This is a genomic window from Nocardiopsis sp. NPDC055824 (assembly GCF_053616335.1).
Genome location: NZ_JBSHDN010000146.1, coordinates 1 through 16,728, shown reverse-complemented (window position 1 = coordinate 16,728; position 16,728 = coordinate 1). Strand labels below are relative to the sequence as shown.

Annotated in this window: 11 protein-coding genes; 9 read left to right on the top strand and 2 right to left on the bottom strand. The window is 73.8% G+C overall.

What is annotated here, in order from left to right; genetic code table 11:
- Positions 1–96 precede the first annotated feature (96 nt).
- Both ACWGL3_RS23625 and eccD read right to left on the bottom strand, forming a co-directional pair.
- Positions 97–735: a hypothetical protein gene (locus tag ACWGL3_RS23625; protein ID WP_267947616.1), complete on the bottom strand. Its 639-nt coding sequence runs from the start codon at positions 733–735 to the stop codon at positions 97–99.
- 181 nt (positions 736–916) lie between these two features.
- Complete coding sequence (eccD, locus tag ACWGL3_RS23620) at positions 917–2,251, bottom strand: type VII secretion integral membrane protein EccD (RefSeq protein WP_267947615.1); 1,335 nt, start codon at positions 2,249–2,251, stop codon at positions 917–919.
- Between the two features lie 219 nt (positions 2,252–2,470).
- Here eccD and eccCa point away from each other — a divergent pair, with 219 nt between their 5' ends.
- The 9 genes from eccCa to ACWGL3_RS23575 all read left to right on the top strand — a co-directional run bounded on the left by eccCa (position 2,471) and on the right by ACWGL3_RS23575 (position 16,584).
- Positions 2,471–6,439 carry a type VII secretion protein EccCa gene (gene eccCa / locus ACWGL3_RS23615; RefSeq protein WP_452461795.1) on the top strand — a complete coding sequence of 1,323 codons (3,969 nt, stop codon included), beginning with the start codon at positions 2,471–2,473 and terminating at the stop codon, positions 6,437–6,439.
- A 330-nt stretch (positions 6,440–6,769) separates the two neighbouring features.
- The gene (locus ACWGL3_RS23610) at positions 6,770–8,110 is read left to right on the top strand and encodes an outer membrane protein assembly factor BamB family protein (protein ID WP_452461794.1); all 1,341 of its coding nucleotides are present in this window, start codon (positions 6,770–6,772) and stop codon (positions 8,108–8,110) included.
- A gap of 284 nt (positions 8,111–8,394) precedes the next feature.
- Complete coding sequence (locus ACWGL3_RS23605; RefSeq protein ID WP_452461793.1) at positions 8,395–9,534, top strand: hypothetical protein; 1,140 nt, start codon at positions 8,395–8,397, stop codon at positions 9,532–9,534.
- Positions 9,535–9,846: 312 nt separating this feature from the next.
- Complete coding sequence (locus ACWGL3_RS23600) at positions 9,847–10,182, top strand: hypothetical protein (RefSeq protein WP_267947612.1); 336 nt, start codon at positions 9,847–9,849, stop codon at positions 10,180–10,182.
- Positions 10,183–10,228: 46 nt separating this feature from the next.
- Positions 10,229–10,522 carry a WXG100 family type VII secretion target gene (locus ACWGL3_RS23595; RefSeq protein ID WP_267947611.1) on the top strand — a complete coding sequence of 98 codons (294 nt, stop codon included), beginning with the start codon at positions 10,229–10,231 and terminating at the stop codon, positions 10,520–10,522.
- Between the two features lie 14 nt (positions 10,523–10,536).
- Positions 10,537–10,893, top strand: coding sequence for a hypothetical protein (locus ACWGL3_RS23590; protein ID WP_267947610.1), 357 nt, complete (start codon positions 10,537–10,539; stop codon positions 10,891–10,893).
- A gap of 96 nt (positions 10,894–10,989) precedes the next feature.
- A complete protein-coding gene (locus ACWGL3_RS23585; RefSeq protein WP_452461792.1) occupies positions 10,990–13,482 on the top strand; it encodes a protein kinase domain-containing protein in 2,493 nt (830 codons plus the stop codon).
- Between the two features lie 147 nt (positions 13,483–13,629).
- Complete coding sequence (locus tag ACWGL3_RS23580; RefSeq protein ID WP_452461791.1) at positions 13,630–14,559, top strand: AEC family transporter; 930 nt, start codon at positions 13,630–13,632, stop codon at positions 14,557–14,559.
- A 111-nt stretch (positions 14,560–14,670) separates the two neighbouring features.
- Positions 14,671–16,584, top strand: a complete 1,914-nt coding sequence (locus ACWGL3_RS23575; RefSeq protein WP_452461790.1) for a serine hydrolase domain-containing protein — start codon at positions 14,671–14,673, stop codon at positions 16,582–16,584.
- The last annotated feature ends 144 nt before the right edge of the window (positions 16,585–16,728 follow it).

Here is a 16,728-nt window from a genome sequence, read left to right as displayed (position 1 = left end):
ACGCCGGCCCGCACCCGGGGGCGCCGGGCACGGGCCCTCGGCGCACCCGGGGCGGCGGCGCCGGTCCGCCGTCCGTATCCCCCGCCCGGCCCCTCGTCAGGAGCCGTTCACCGCGGCGAGCAGTTCCTCCGCCGCCAGGAGCGCGCCGTCGAGCATCGCGTCCGCGTCGCCCGATCCCATGCGCGAGTAGTGCACGTCCACGAAGACCTGCCCCTCGACCGCCGTGACCTGCGCACTCCCCGCGTCGTTCTCGGAACCGGCCACGGCGAGGTCGCCGACTCCGAGGTCCGGGTCCGCCTCCTCCGCCGTGAGGTCCGGCGCGGCGCTGTCGGTGTAGGGCCCCTCGTGGATCTCCATGTCGTACCGGAGGGTGAAGCCGCTCAGCGAGAGCAGCATGCAGTTCATCCTCAGGCGCTGGTCGCTCTCGAGCGTCCCGGGGTCGGGCCGCCCGGTCGTGCTCGGTGAGTCGTCGCGCATGTCCTCCGCGCCGAGGAGCTCCTCCAGGACCTCCTCCGGGAGCACCGTGCACAGGTCGTCGGGGGCCATCTCCATCGGGTCGCGCAGCTCGATCTCCGCCTCGGCGGGCTCTTCCATCACGTCAGCGGGCTCGTCCTGGGCTCCGGCGGCGTCCGGGGCCTGCGGCTCCTCCTCGGCGGCGCTTCCGCAGGCGCCCAACATGAGCGTGAGGACGAGACCTGCTGCGGCGGCCGGGACGCACTTCTTCGGTTCGGGCACGGGAGATCCTCTCGGGACTGTCGGGTCGGCGGACACCCTAGCGTCCGGCGCACACGAACCGTCACGCACCGTCCCCGAGCTCCGGTCCCGGCCGTTGGCCCGCCCCGGGGCGGGGTCCCGCGGACGCCCTCCCCGCCGGGCGGCGGGCGGCGGTCGGCGGTCGGCGTCCGCGGAACGCCGCCTAGCCGGTCATGCGGGCGACGAAGGCGAACAGCCCCATCGCCCACGCGAACACCGCGGACATGCCGATGATGACCAGGACCTCGGTCCAGTTCAGGAGGCGGCGCAGCGAGGCACGGGGCACGTCGGTCAGCCGCACCCAGCTCAGCACCCCGAGCACGATCCCGGCCAGGAGCACGATCAGCGGCAGCCAGGGGCCCATGAACGGGTACTCGCCCACGACCGCGACACCCGTGGCCCCCACGCCCAGCACCCCGGCCAGCCGCAGCGGCAGCACGTGGCGGATCCGGTCGAACAGCCGCGAGCGCAGGACCAGCAGGACCGAGAGCAGCCCGCCCAGCAGCAGGTCGGGCAGCCCCTGGGCCAGGACGGCGAGGAGCACGGTGACGGCGCCGCCGCTCACCGCCGCGCCCAGCACGATCCCCAGCAGCAGGCGGTCGGTGTTGCCGTACGTGTCCTCGAACCGCTCCGTGGGCACCTGGCCCGAGCGCCCCACCTCGTAGTCGAGGCCGGACAGGCCGCCCATCACCATGGCGACGCGCGGCAGGGCCCCCACGCACAGCGCCAGGGCGATGCCCATCGAACGCACGCCCTGGACCGGCTCGGTGAAGATCCCCACCACGACGAGGACGGCCGCGGCCACCGCGACGACCCCGAGCCCGGCGATGTACGCCAGACCCGTCTCGTGCATGGCCCAGCCGATCACCGCGACCAGGAGCGCCCCGGAGAGCGCGAAGGCCGCCGTCACCAGCGGGTTCGTGCTCGTCACCAGGGCGGCGGCGAGCACCGCGGTGACCGCGCCCCACACGCAGGCCGCCGCGAACAGCACGTGCGCGACGGCGGGCAGGGGCCTGCGTGCGGCGAGCAGCATGACGGCGACCGTGAACAGGGTCCCCACCGCGGCGACGCCCAGGTGTCCCGCCGAGGGGAGGAGCCGCATCATCAGCCCCAGGAGGACCAGGGGGCCGATACTGGCCACGAGAAGGCCGAAGGACAGCGTCGTCGCGGGGTTCCAGATGCGCGCGGTGTCGTCGACCCTGTCCTCGACGGCGCCGCGGACGTCGTCCACGTGGGAGGGGCGGCTCGGGGCGGTGCGGCGGTCCAGCAGCAGGACGTCGCCGTCGTAGACCCCGGCGCTCTCCAGGGGTTCGTCCGGGTGCACGGGCGACCCGTCCACCGTGGTCAGAGACCAGGCGGCGGGCTCCGTCCGCTCCTCGTCGGGCGCGCAGACCTCGATGATGCGCGGCATCAGGGTCGCCACGGGAACGGTGCCGGGAAGTGCCAGATCGGCCCAGCGCTCCGGTCCGGTGACGGTGACCCGGCAGTATCCACTCACACCAATGGTTCCTTCTGTCGTCGTCGTGGGCGGCATTCGCCGCGAAGGGGGAGGACGGACGCGAATTAGGTGATTCGCGGGGTTCGCGAGATCATTCCTAGCGTAGTCACCCAGACACCAACCCCCGTAGGTGGACGGAAAGAGATCGCTGTGGCGACGAGACCTGTGCCCCGCCCTGCCCGCAGTGTCCCTCCTGCTCCCGGGAACACTCCCCTGGTCATCGCTGCCCCGCCGCAGCTGCCCGAGAACGCGCCGGCGTCCAGCTCGGGGGCGATGATCATCATGCCGATCATCACCGGTTCGGGTTCGCTCCTGATGTCCATCACCATGGGTCACCGCCCCCTGATGGCCGTCGCCGGCGTCATGATCATGATGGCCAGCGTGGTCGTCGGCATCATCATGTTCGTGGCCCAGCACAACGGCCCCCGCAAGCGCATGCGGGAGCAGCGCGAGCGCTACGTCGACTACCTCGACCAGCTCCGCGAGATCGTGCGGGACGTCGCCTCCACCCAGCGCGCGGACAACGCGTTCCGCCACCCCGACCCCTCACTCCTCACCGAGCCCGCCCGCTCGCGGACGAGGAGGTGGGAGCGGCGTCCCGCCGACCCCGACTTCCTCGACGTGCGCGCGGGCACGGGCACGCGTCCCCTCTCCCGGCGGCTCAGGCTCAAGGTCGACACCTCCTCCCCGCTCATCGAGTACGACCCCGTCTGCCAGGGCGCCGCCGACCAGCTCATCGAGCTGTACGCGGACGTCCCCGAGATGCCGCTCGTCGTCCCGCTGCGGGAGCACGGAGTGGTGTCGGTCGTCGGGGACCGCGAGGCGGGACGCGGGCTGGTCCGCAGCATGATCGCCCAGATGGCCGCCTTCCACTCCCCGCACGACCTGCGGATCGGCGTGGTCCGGGACACCAAGCTCCGCGACCGGTGGGAATGGCTCAAGTGGCTGCCCCACAACACGTTCGACGACGCCCAGGACGGGCCGATGCCCGCCAGGTTCGTGTCCGCCAACACCGTGCAGGCCGGCGAACTGCTCGCCGACGAGATCGAGCGGCGCACCGTCGACCTCCAGCGGCGGCGCGGCAAGCCCCCGGGGCCCGGGACGCAGCGGCTCGTCGTGGTCCTCGACGGCGAGCACCAGTCGACCCTGTCCGGCCTGCACGCCGAACCCCCCGTCGCCTCCCTCTCCGACCTGGGCATCCACATCATCGCGCTGGTGGCGGACCGGCGCGAGGAACCGGAGTCGGTGGACCTGCGCCTGAACGTCGACGCCGACGGCACCCTCACCGAGGACACCGAGCTCCCGGGCGCCGGCGACAACCCCGACCGCACGCCGCTCCGGGGGACCGCCGACCGGTCGGACGTCGCCCACCTGACGAGCCTGGCCCGCATCCTGGCCCCGTACGGCATCGCCGCCTCCGACGGCGACGACGCCATGCACGCCACCGTGGGCCTCCCCGAGATCCTGGGCGTGTCCGACGTCGCCCAGCTGGACACCCGCCGCACCTGGCGCAAGCGCAGCACCGGCGACTACCTGCGCGTCCCCATCGGTGTGGGCCCCAACGGCAACGCGGTGCTGCTGGACCTGAAGGAGTCGGCGTTCGGCGGCATGGGGCCGCACGGCCTGGTGGTCGGCGCGACCGGCTCCGGCAAGTCGGAGATGCTGCGGACCATGGTGGCGTCGCTGGTCATCAACCACTCCCCCGAGTCGCTGGCGCTGCTGCTGGTCGACTTCAAGGGCGGCGCGACCTTCGCCGACACCGACCGGCTGCCGCACAGCACGGGGCTGATCACCAACCTGGCCGACGACGACTCCCTGGTGATGCGGTTCCGGGAGGCCACCTTCGGCGAGCTGACACGGCGCCAGCAGATCCTCAAGGACGCGGGCAACCTGCCCAACCTGCACGCCTACGAGGCGGCCCGGGAGGAGGACCCGGGCATGGAGCCGCTGCCGCACCTGCTGATCATCATCGACGAGTTCTCCGAGCTGCTCACCGCCCACCCGGACTTCGCCGAGCTGTTCGTGGCCATCGGCCGGATCGGCCGGTCCATCGGCGTGCACCTGCTCCTGGCCACGCAGCGGCTGGAGTCGGGCAAGCTCAAGGGCCTGGAGTCGCACCTGTCCTACCGGGTGGGCCTGCGCACGTTCTCCGAGGCGGAGAGCCGCGAGGCCATCGGCGTCGGCGACGCCTACCACCTGCCGCCCGAGCCCGGATCGGGCTACCTCAAGGTGGACACCTCCGTCTTCGAGCGGTTCAAGGCCGCCATGGTCTCCCAGCCCTACGAGCCCCCGGCCGAGGAGGAGAAGGAGGAGCACGAGCCCGTCCTCCCCCTGCTGTCCTACAACGGCCTCAGCAAGGTGACCGGCGAGGGCTCGCTGGTGGAGTCGCTCATGGCGTCGGTCCGCGCCAGGGGCGAGGAGTCCAGGCCCAGGAAGGACAAGCGCACCACCCTTCAGGTGACCGTGGACCGGCTGGTGGCGTCGGGAGCGGAGAAGGTGCGGCCGATCTGGCTGGAGCCGCTGCCCGAACTGCTCACCCTGGACACCGTGCTCGCCGACCTGGGCGAGGGCGACGACCTGGAGGGCCCCGGGACCGAGCCCCCCGCCGCGGAGATGCGCGCGGTCCTCGGCCTGACCGACATCCCCCGCGAGCAGCGGGTCGTCCCCGCCGAGATGGACTTCACCGGGGCCGAGGGCAACGTCATCGTCCTGGGCGGCCCCCAGTCCGGCAAGTCCACGATGCTCCGCACCCTCATCGCGAGCCTGGCGTGGCGGTACCCGCCGGGCCGGGTGGGCGTGTACGCCATCGACTTCGGCGGCGGCGCGCTCCAGGCCATGGAGGACCTGCCCCACGTGGCGGGTGTGGCCGGGCGGGCCGACCCCGAGAAGGTGCAGCGGGTCCTGGTGGACGTGCGCGCCCAGCTCGACCGGCGCCAGCGGGTGTTCCGCAAGTACAAGCTGGACTCCCCCGCCGCGCTGCGCCAGGCGCGCGCGGACGGGAAGGTGGCCGGGAACGTGGTCGGCGACCTGTTCCTGATGATCGACGGCTGGTCCTCGGTGCGCGACACCTTCGACGAGGCCGACGAGGTCCTGATGGACATCGCGACCCGGGGCCCCTCCCTCGGCGTGCACACGGTGCTGACCGGCGCGGCGACCTCGCAGGTCCGCTCCCGGCTCCAGGCCCTGTTCGGCGGCCGGTTCGAGCTGCGGCTGAGCGACCCGATGGACTCGGGGATCGGCCGCAAGGTCGCCGACGAGATCCCCAAGGACACCCCCGGGCGCGGCCTGACCTCGGCGGAGCACCACACGCACGTGGCGCTGCCCCGGGTGGACGGGGTCGCCTCGGACGAGGACGTCACCGACGGCATCCGGGACCTGGTCAAGCGGGTCGGCGAGCGGTGGCCGCAGAAGGCCGTCCAGGGCGTCAAGACCCTGCCCGCCAAGGTCGAGCTGGACGACCTGCTCAAGGGGCGCCGCACCCCGCGGGGCCGCCGCGACACCGAACTGGTGCTGGGCATGGCCGAGAGCACGCTCGCCCCCGTGGCCACGAACCTGGACCGGGACCCCCACCTGGTCGTGTACGGGGACCCGCAGACCGGCAAGACCGCCCTGCTGCGCGGACTGGTCAAGCAGATCGTGCGCCGGCCGGCCGACCAGGTCGGCGTGGTCATGGTGGACTTCCGCCGCAGCCACCTGGAGCTGGTCCCCGAGGAGCACCTGCTGGCGTACTGCACGAGCGCGGAGCAGACCAAGGCGGTCGCGGCGAACCTGGCCGGGTCCCTCAAGGAGCGGATGCCGGGACCGGACGTCACCCCGAAGCAGCTGCGAGAGCGCAGCTGGTGGAAGGGCCTGGACCTGTTCATCGTGGTGGACGACATGGACATGCTGGGAGCGCGGTCGAACCCGCTCGCACCGCTGGCCCCGTTCATCCCGCAGGGCGCGGACCTGGGCCTGCACGTCATCGCGGCCCGGCGCACGGGCGGTTCGGCGCGGGCGATGTTCGAGCCGGTGCTCCAGGCGCTGACCGACATGGCCACGCCCGGCATGCTGTTCTCCGGCGACCGGATGGAGGGGCGCCTGGCCAACGGCACGGCGTCCAAGCAGCTCCCGGTCGGCCGCGCCCAGCTGGCGCGTCGGGGGCAGCGCCCCGACCTGGTGCAGGTCGGCTGGAGCGACTCCCCGGCGTAGACCCGGGGGCCCGTGCACCCCCTGAGGTCCCGGGGATGCACGGGCCCGGGGTCCGCCGTGTGCGGCCCGGGCGTGCGTGGCCGGATGCGGCCACCGTCACAGACCCGCCGCCCACCTGCGGGTTCGCCGCCCCGGCGTGCCCGGCCGCGCACCTGTCGTGACATTCGTCCGGTTCAATGTCCCTCGTCCCCGGAACCGTGCCGGTACGGGCTCCACCGCTCCGACACGGCGGCGGAAGACCCGAAGGCCGGGCGGGGAGTGTCCCGGCCTGCGATCGTGGCCGCATCCCCCAGGACGGCGAGAAGACACCTGAGAGCGACCTGGTTGACCATGAACAGAAGAACCGGCTGGTCCGCCGCGGCGGCGACCGCCGTGCTCCTCCTCGGGACGCCCGGATGCGGGATCCTCTCCGGCTCCGGACAGCAGGTCCGGGAGCTGGCCGGACACGAGGTCGTCCACGAGATGTCCGGGGACGACCTCGAGGAGCTCGCGGTGCCGACCACGGTCTCCGAGGCGTCGTGGGTCTGGGAGGGCCCTCGGGACGGGGAACTCGTGGGGGTCCACCCCGTGCCCACCGGCGCGGTTCTGCACCTGAACGACGGTGTGGTGGGCCTGGACACCAGGACGGGGAAAGAGGTGTGGAGCTACCGCCTCCTGGGCTCCGAGGCCGAGGCCGCGGTCTCCCCCGACGGGACGTTCGTGGCCGTGAGCGCAAGCGGCTCCCTCGTGCTCCTGGACTCCGGCACCGGGGTGGAGACGCTCGTGCTCGAACACCGCGGCGCCGGGACGGACCGGCTGTCGGTCCAGCACGCCGGCCTCGTGACCGACGACGGCCTGGTGACGGCCGGGCCCGGCGACGGGGGCGGAGTCGCCGTCTCCTTCTCCCCGTGGGACGACGAACCGGGGTGGCGCGGCGAGCGCCTGCGGTGCCCCGGCGGCGCAGGGGACCCGCGGGTCGAGGACGGCTTCCTCACCCCCAGCGGCGTCGTGGTGGTCTACGCGTGCGGCGGCTCCGACCTGCGCCTGACGAGCCTCGACACCGCCACCGGGGAGGAGCAGTGGAGCCTGGTGCGGGGGCAGGACTTCGAGGACGCGGCCGAGCACCCCGAACAGCTCGACGAGGAGACGTTCGCCGCCGCGGGCGACGTGGCCGTGCTCCAGAACATGGCGCTCATGCGCGGGACCCTCGTGATCGACACGGTGCGGGGGGAGGTCCTGTCCGAGGCGCTCCCCTCCGAGCCGGAGGACACCGTGCTGCGCGTCCTGCCCCACGGCTACCTGGCGGTCCGCTCGGAGCGCCTGGAGAACGGGCAGTGGGAGGACCGCTTCGAGGTCAGGGACTTCTCGGGCACGGTGAAGGACACCGTCGTCACGGACGAGAACAGCGTGGGAAGCACCGTCTCCGGCCAGCTCCCCCTCAAGGACTCCCTGCTCAAGCCGAGGTGGTCCGAGGAGGAGGACAACATGGAGGTCGCCGTCTTCGGCTGGGACGCGGAAGGCCCCGAGGAGACGATCGCGCTTCCCGTGGAGGTCGACCTCGGCGGGATCGACAGCGTCTGGGAGGTCGAGGAGGCCCTGGGCCCGGGGACCTTCCAGGAGGTCCCCGGCGCCGTGCTCGTGCGCGAGCACGCGCGCGGGGAGCCGGTCCCCCGTGTGGCGGGGCTGACGTGACCGCGCCGGAAGCGCGCGACCGGGCACGTCCGGCGGTCCGCTGCGCGCTGCGCCGCTCCCGGGAGGAGAACGGCATGGACCGCGCCCCCGTGACACCGACCGCAGGGACGGCCGCCTCCCTGACGGGCGCTGCCGCCCCGGTGCCCGTGTCCCGGGCGAACCCGGTCCTGAGTGCGCTGTCGGGGAACGAACCATGACACCCTCGGAGTGATCCCACCCTTCTGTCCCCGCCCCCGTGCACCCTCCCCGGCTCCCGCCACCGACCTTCCCCGAAAGGCAGCTCCATGCGGCGTTCCCCCGCCCTGACCCCGGCCGTGTGCCTGCTCGCCCTCGCCGCCCTCACCGCCTGCACGGACACGTCCGGCGGCTCCGACGGACCCGCCGAGACGGTCGAGGACCTGGCCGAGGAGGGGCTGACCGGGCTGGCCCTGCTGCACCGGGGGTTCGAGGGCGGCGACCCGGAGACCGACCAGGTCCTCGTGTTCCACGACCCCGCGACGGGGCAGCCGACGCACCGGATCGCGCTCCCCGACGGGGCGGTCGACCCCATGGCCCCGTCGGTCCCCGTGCACGCGCAGTTCTCCGAGGACTGGGCGTTCTTCGCGTACGCGACCACGGAGCCCAACGCCGTGAACGTCGCCGTGCTCACCGACCCGGAGGACGCCGGGCAGGCCGACGTGGAGGAGATCTCCTACCAGCCGGTCGAGACCGTCACCCCGGCCGCCGGCGAGGTCCTGTCACAGCCGGTCATCCACGGCGACCGGCTCTGGTTCGTGTCCGACAACGAGCAGGACGGGGCTCCGCCCCAGGTGCTGTCGGTGCCGCTGGACGCCCCCACCGGCACCCCCAACCAGGAGGGGAGCCTCGCCCTGGGCGAGGCCCAGCGGCCCAGCGACTGGACCCTCACCCCCGAGGGGGCGCTGCACATCCGCAACAGCGTGCAGACCCAGCAGATGAACGCCTCCGACGGGGGCAGCCTCGTGGTGCGGCAGACCGACGGCAGCGTGGTGAACGCGACGCTCAACGTCGACGGCGGCCAGTGGCAGACCTTCGACGGGGCCCCGGTGTGGGGCGAGGGCACCGCCCTCCTGCGCCCGGACGCCGTGGGCGGCGCCGACACGCCGCCGGGCGCGTACCTGGTGACGGTCGAGGGCCAGGGCCACCGGGCGACCCGGCTGCTGGAGGACGCCGACGGTCCGGTCGAGCAGTACGCGCCCGCCCCCGGGCGGGAGGCCGTCCTGCTCCAGACCGGGGAGGCCTGGTTCCGGGTGGACCTCGCGGACGGCTCCGTGGAGGAGACAGCCGAGGCCTTCCCGCGCTTCCACGACGCGTCCATGGACGGGTGGCCCCTCGCGGTCCGCTGGGCGACGGAGCCGGCGACCGACGGTCCCAGCGCCGATCCCTCCGGGTCCCCCTCCTCCTGAGGCCCCCGGTGCGGCCGCCCGCACATGGCCGGAAGCGGCCAGCCGCATCCGCCCCCGCTCACGGGCGGACCGGAACGGGACTGCGGGAAACCCCCGTCCGGGGTGGTTCGATGCGGATCCGGGCCGCCGGGCCCCGCGAGAACCCGGTCTTCCTGCACGGCGTCCGAGGTCACGAGACGCGCACCTCCGTTGACCGAGAGGTGGGATCCTTACTATCGTCCGTATCCTCCCCTTCCTCCTGTGGCCACACGCATCCCCGTGCGAACAGGGACCGGAGGGCGAGCCCCCACCCGACTTTCCGGAAAGGTCCAGATGTCGCACGTCGGTCTTGAAAACGTCAACAGCCTCTCCACCGGCGGTGAGCAGCTCGGGCAGGAGTCCGACGGCCTCCGCACCCAGATGAACCAGCTCATCCAGGACATGGTCAACGACGCCGACTCCCTCCAGGGCCAGGCGCTCACCGACTTCCGCATGGCCCGCGAACAGCTGACCGAGCGCTTCGACGAGCTCATGACCTGGTGCAGCCAGAACGGCATCAAGCTCAACGAGGGCCAGCAGGAGTTCAACGTCACCGACACGGACTCCAGCGCCGAGTACTCGCAGGCCGGGAACGACCTCGGCGGCCTCAGCCGCCCGGTCAACGTCTGAGCCCCCGCACCTCTCCCCGCTCCTCCCTCCAGAAAGGCTTTCCCCCATGGGTTCCCAGTTCGACGTGTACGGCGACGTCGCCGGCCTCCAGGGCCTGGCCGAGGACCAGCAGGCCCACCTGGGCCGCTTCTCCGCGATCATGAGCCAGATCAATGAGCAGTCGGAGTCGACGGTCAGCCAGTGGGAGGGCTCCGGCAGCGCCCAGTTCCAGGCCAAGGCGTCGGAGTTCGACACCCAGTTCTCCGAGGTCAACTCGGCCTTCGCGAAGGTGATCGCGGCCACCAGCAACACCGCGGACAACTACGGTCGGCTGACCAAGTACCTCGACGGTCTGTTCTAGTAGGCTGAGCGGCGATGTCCTCCCCGACCCCGACGTCCCCGCCTGCCTCCTCCGATCCGGACCCGCAGCTCCCCGAGGCGTTCCACTACACGCCCAACGAGGAGAAGTACGTCCTCCAGGCGGACGCCCTGCGGCACCGGCAGCTGCGGTCGGCGCTGCTGTACGGGTCGAGCCGCTACTGGCGCCGCAGGCAGCAGGTGTGGCCCGCGGTGATCGGCGGGCTGATCCTGGTCGCGCTGATCTGCGGGGTCATCGCCCTCATCGGGGCCTTCGGCCGGCAGCAGGAGGTCAACGAGGAACGCGGGTGGGGCAACACCACCCGTCAGCAGATGATCCAGAGCCCCCTCACCGACGTGTCCCCGTTCCCGTAGCACCCGTGACACCGGTGCCTTCGGGGCCCACTCCCCCACCGCCCGAGAGGCGGCGGGGATCCTCCACCACGAACGCCACAAGGGGGTCGCTCTCCCGTGTCCGGCTCCGAGCACGCCCCCTGGGCGCCCGGGTACGACACGTCCGCACTGCTCCACCAGGGGCGGCGCGCCCGGATCATCCGGGCGACGCGCTCCACCAGCGGTGCCGACGTCGTCCTCAAGGTCCTCCCCGAGGCCCTGGGCCGCGCCGAGCTGAACCAGCTCCGCGACCTCGCCGGGGTGCCCGGCGTGGTGCCGCTGCTGGACGCGGGGACCACCGCCGACGGTGACGTGTTCGTGGTCCTGCCGTTCTACGCGGACGGCTCCTTCGGCGACATGCTCGTCCGCAGGGGGCCCGCGCCGGTGCAGGAGGCCGCGGCCGTCGCCCGTGGCGCGGCGGCGGCGCTGGGGTCGATGCACGGGCGGGGCCTGCTGCACAACGACGTCTGCCCGGGGAACGTCCTCCGGGCGGGACGGACGCCGGTCCTGACCGGTTTCGGCTCGGTCCGGAGGTCCGGTGAGGCCCTGCCCCCGCCCGCCCCCGGCACGGAGGCCTTCCTGCACGCGGCGCCGGAAGTGCTGCGCGGCGAGGCCCGCACGCCCGCGACCGACGTCTACCAGCTGGCCTCCACCGTCTGGACGATGCTCGCCGGGCACGCGCCGTTCTCGCCGACGGACGGCGGCCCGTTCGACGCCCGGACGTACGCGGAGCGGGTCCTCTCGGAGGAGCCGAGCCCGGTCCCCCGGCCGGACGTCTCCCGCAAGCTGCGCGGTGTGCTCACCCGGGCCCTGGCCAAGCTCCCCGAGGAGCGCTTCCCGAACGCGTCGGCGTTCGCCGCGGCGTTCGAGCAGGCGCGCACGGCCCGGTCCGCCGCGCCGTCGGCCGGTTCCACCGGCGACCAGGCCCCCTTCTCGGGTACGCGGGAACCGGTGGGCGGGGCACCCGCTCCGGCGACCGGACCCCAGGCGCCCCTGTCGGGACCGCAGTCCCCGGCCGCGCAGTGGTTCCCCAGCGGTCCCCAGGCCTCGCACGCTCCGGTGGCCCCGTGGGCCACCGGGCCGAACACTCCTCCGCACGCCCCCGCCGACCCGTACACCGGTCCGCAGGGTTCCCACGGCGCGCGGCAGGCGCCCCCCGTCTCCCCCGGGGCGGACCCGGCCCCGCCCACGGGAGCCGAGGCGCCGCCGTCCGGCCCCCCGGCTCCCGCCACGGGACCGCGTGCCCCCCTCTCCGCGCCCGGCGGAGCGCAGAACCCCTATTCCGTGCCCTCGGGGCCGTGGACGCCCCCGGCGGCGCCGTCCGGCCCGCAGGTCCCCCACGGTGCGCCCTCCGGACCCCAGGCCCCTCCCGGGGCCCCGTGGCCCTCCGGCGAACCGTCGGCCCACCGCGCACCCTCCGGACCCCACGCCCCACCGAACGCCGCGCCCACCGGTCCCCGGGCGCTGCAGGCCGACCCCGGGCGGCCCCCGTACCCCGCGTACGCGCCGTCCGGCCCGCAGGTCCCCCACGGTGCGCCCTCCGGGCCCCAGGCCACTCCCGGGGCCCCCTGGTCCCCCGGTGACCCGCCGACCCACCACGCGCCCTCCGGACCCCAGGACCCACCGGCCGCCCAGCACGGACCGGCGGCGCTCCCCGTCGCCCCCTCGCCTGCCGCGGGCCGGCCCGGCACGCCTCCGGGCGGCGCCCACCCCCCGGCCGGTCCCCAAACCCCGCGGGAACGGCGGGCGCCGCTGCGCCGCCCCACCGGCCTGGAGGGCAGCAGGCTTCCGGCCCTCGACGCCGGCGGCACGGCCGAGATCATGATGGCCAAGATGCGCGGCGAGGAGATCTCCCCGCTGCGCGCCTGGTCCCGGCTGGAGGGGTGGACCGGCACCGCCGAGTCCTCCTTCCTCCCCGTGGACCGGACCCCGGACGAGAAGGACGACGTCCCCGTGTGGTCCCCCGCGCAGGACGGGGACCGGGGCCAGGCGCGCTGGCGCCGCCACCTCCACATCGGCGTCACCGTCTGCGGCATCCTGCTCGCCACCAGCGTCTCCGGCGTGTTCGCCGCGACCGGCCCCGAGGAGCCCGTGGTGACGGCCGCGGCCGAGGAGCCCGAGCCGGAGGCCCCGGCCGGGGACCCCGCAGCGGACGAGGTCGTCGCGCCCGAGGCCCCGCCGGAGGTCTCCGCGCCGTCACAGGTGCTGTTGTCCGACAACTACGGCTCCGTCGAGCTGGCCTGGACGGACAACAGCGGGGGCACCGCCTCGTTCTTCGTGTTGGGCGGCCCGCAGGACCACCCCCGGGCCACCCTGGCCAGGACCGGCCCCGGCGTGGTGTCCGCCCAGGTCGTCACGGCCGTCACCGCCGTCGAGTACTGCTTCACCGTGGTCGCCGTGGACGGCGCGTCCGCCCCCTCCGACGAGGTGTGCACGACCCGCGCCGCGGACCGGGCGGAGGCCGAACGCCTGGAGGAGGAAGAGGAGGAGCGGCAGCGCGAGGAGGAGGAGCGGGAGGCGGAGGAGGAGGCCGAACCGTCGCCCTCGCCCAGCCCCGGGGCCGCCGACTGACCCCTCCGTCCCGGCCGGGGCGGCGGGTCCGGCGGCGCCGTGCCGCCCTGTCCGACCGTCCGCCTGTGACGGGGGGCATACCGGGCGAGAACGTCCTCGGATAGCGTTTGCTGACTTCAGCCGCGCGTCTACTCTGGGAGCCGTCCCTTGTCCGGGGTCATCATCGGGTTCGGCGTCATCGCCAGCATCGTCGTCATCGGCTACATGTTGGGACGTCTGCCCATCCTGGGTCCTGGGGCCAAGGAGGTCCTCAGCAAGCTGGCCTTCTTCGTGGCCGGCCCCGCGCTGATGTTCACCATCCTGGCCGACACCGACCTGGCCCTCCTCGCCTCCGGTCCGGTCCTGGTCAGCGCGCTCAGCGTCGCCCTGGTCTCCGTCCTCTTCATCGCCGTGGGCGCGGTGCGGCGCTGGGGCGTCGGTCTGACCACCGTCGGCACCCTGTCCGCCGTCTACGTGAACGCGGGGAACCTGGGCATCCCCATCGCCGCGTACGTCCTCGACGACGCCTCGCTGGTCGCGCCCATCCTGCTCATGCAGCTCCTCTTCCTGGCCCCGGTGGCGCTCACCGTCATGGACCTGAGCCGGGGCGAGGTCCGCGGGTTCGGCCCGGTGCTCCGCCGCGCGCTGGGCACCCCCTTCCGGAACCCGGTGGTGATCGCCTCCCTCGCGGGCGTGCTGCTGTCCCTGTCCGGCTGGGAGCCGCCCGCGCCCCTGCTGGAGCCCTTCGAGCTCCTCGGCGGCATGGCGGTCCCGGCGATGCTGCTGGCGTTCGGCATCTCCCTGCACGGCGGGGGCGTGCCGGGCCGGGGACCCGACAGGGCGAAGGTCCTGTTCGGGGTCGTCCTGAAGTCGGTGGTCCTGCCCCTGACCGCGTGGGCCCTGGGCGCCCTGGCGTTCGGGCTGACCGGGCCGTCGCTCTTCGCCGTGGTGGTGCTGGCGTCCCTGCCCACCGCCCAGAACGTGTTCACGTACTCGGTCCAGTACGGGGTCGGCGAGAACATGGTGCGCGAAGTGGTGCTGCTGTCCACCTTCCTCACCGTCCCCGTCCTGGTCACGGTCGCGTTCCTGCTCGGTTGAGCCTCCTCGGTGGTGCTGGCTGTAGTACGGGGACGCCCGGACGCACCAGTGTTTCCGGGAGCCCGGAAACCTAGGTTCGAGGGGTAGGAAGACCACCTCCCGGGAGCACACATGCAACGAGTCCCCCGCGCCCTCCCCCTTCTGGCCGCGCCCCTGATGATCGCCGCCGCGCTCCTGCCCGGCGCGGCCCCCGCCGCCGCCGCCGCCGCGGTCGGAGCCGTCCCTGCGGCCGAGCCCGTCCCGCTGACCGCCGAGAGCGCCCGGGAGTTCGTCGACACCCGTGTCGCCGAACTCCTGGAGGAGCACGGCGCCCCCGGGGTGGCCGTCACCGTCGTCGGCGGCGGGGAGCAGCTGGCCTCCGCCTCCCACGGCTACTCCGACCTGGCCGAGCGGACCCCGCTCGACCACACCGCCCAGGTCTTCCCCCTCGCCTCGGTCTCCAAGTCCCTGACGGCCGCGGCGGTCCTCACCCTGGTGGACAGCGGGGAGATCGACCTCCACGAGGACGTCAACGCCTACCTGCCCGAGGACGCCCGGCTCGCCACCGACGGCATCACCATGCACCACCTGCTCACCCACACCGCCGGCTTCGCCGAGCTGGTCGACATCCCGTTCGCGAGCGACACCGCCGCGCACCTCACCCTGGACGGGGTCGCCCGCACCAGGGAGCCTGAACAGCTCAACGAGCCCGGCCGGTTCCCCGCGTACTCCAACCACGGGTCGGGGCTGGCCGGGTTCATCGCCCAGGAGGTGAGCGGGATCCCCTTCGACGAGTTCGTGGAGCAGACCGTCTTCGGACCTCTCGGCATGGCGGACAGCGGGTTCGTCCAGGTCCACGAGGCCCGGGGGACCCTCGACCTGCCCGCGTTCCACCTGGCGGACGGCTCGGTCCCCGAGGACCTGCACGTGTCCGCTTCCCCCGCCGGCGCCGCCCTCGCCACGACCGACGACATGGCCCGGTTCATGCTGGCCCTGCTCGGCGGGGGTGAGCTCGACGGCGAACAGGTCCTGCCGGAGAGCGTCCCCGCACTGATGACGGACCGGCAGTTCGAGGTCCACCCCGAGCTGGCATCGATCGGCTACGGCACGTACCAGTGGCGCGGCGGGGACTCCCCCGTCCTCGGCCACGGCGGGGACCTGGTGGGCATGCACACCGGTTACACGCTGGTCCCCGCCATCGGCGCGGGCCTGTTCGTCGCCGTCAACGGCGACGACACCTCGCCGGAGACACAGGCCAACCCGCTGCTGGACCTGCGCATGGCCGTGGCCGCCGCGTTCTCCGAGACGTTCGCCCCGCAGGCCCCTCCGTCCGGCGAGGCCGACCCGGGGGCCGACCTCGGCCCGTACACCGGCAGCTACATCACCAGTCGGCGCGCCGGGAGCGGGCCCGCCCAGCTCACCGTCCTCCTCGACAACATGGTCGTGCGGGACGGCGGGGACGGGACGCTCTCGGTCGGCGGCGGGATGGCCCTCGACGACCGCTGGCTCCCCGCGGGGGAGGGCCGCTTCGTCGCGGAGAACGGCGAGGACGAGCTGGTCTTCCTGGAGGAGGACGGCGAGGTCGTCGCCCTCGCCACCGGCTCCAACCCCACGCAGGTCTACGAGCGGACCTCGTTCCTGGCCAGCCCCCTCACGCACGGCGTCGCCGCGGCGGCCTCCCTGCTGGTCCTGTTCACCGCGTTCGTCCAGTTCCGCCGGGCCCGCGACCGGTTCACCGTCGTCGCCCGGGTGCTGGGGGCGCTGACCGCCCTGGCCTGCTACGCCGGCGTCGGGATCCTCGCGTACGGGCTGTTCGTCGCCCCCCACAAGGTGGAGGAGTGGGTCTTCGGGGGGTCCCTCATGCTGACCGCGCCCCTGGCCGCCGCCGTCCCGCTGGCCCTGGCCACCGCCGCCGTGGCCGCGACCGCATGGGCGCGGGGACGGCTGAGCGCGGCCGGGCGGGTCCACCTCTCCCTGGTCGCGGTGGCCGCCGCCGTGTTCGTCGCGGTGGGCGCCCAGTACGGCTTCGTGTGGGGGCTGTCCTGACCCGTCCGGGGTCTCGGGGCCCCGGGGCCGGGTTCCGGACAACGGAATCCCGCGTGTCGGCGGGGCTCCCGGGGGAATACTGACGGTGCGGGCCCGCCCCCTCCCCCTTGGGGGGCGGGCCCTCCTCGCGGGAAGGGGCCGGTG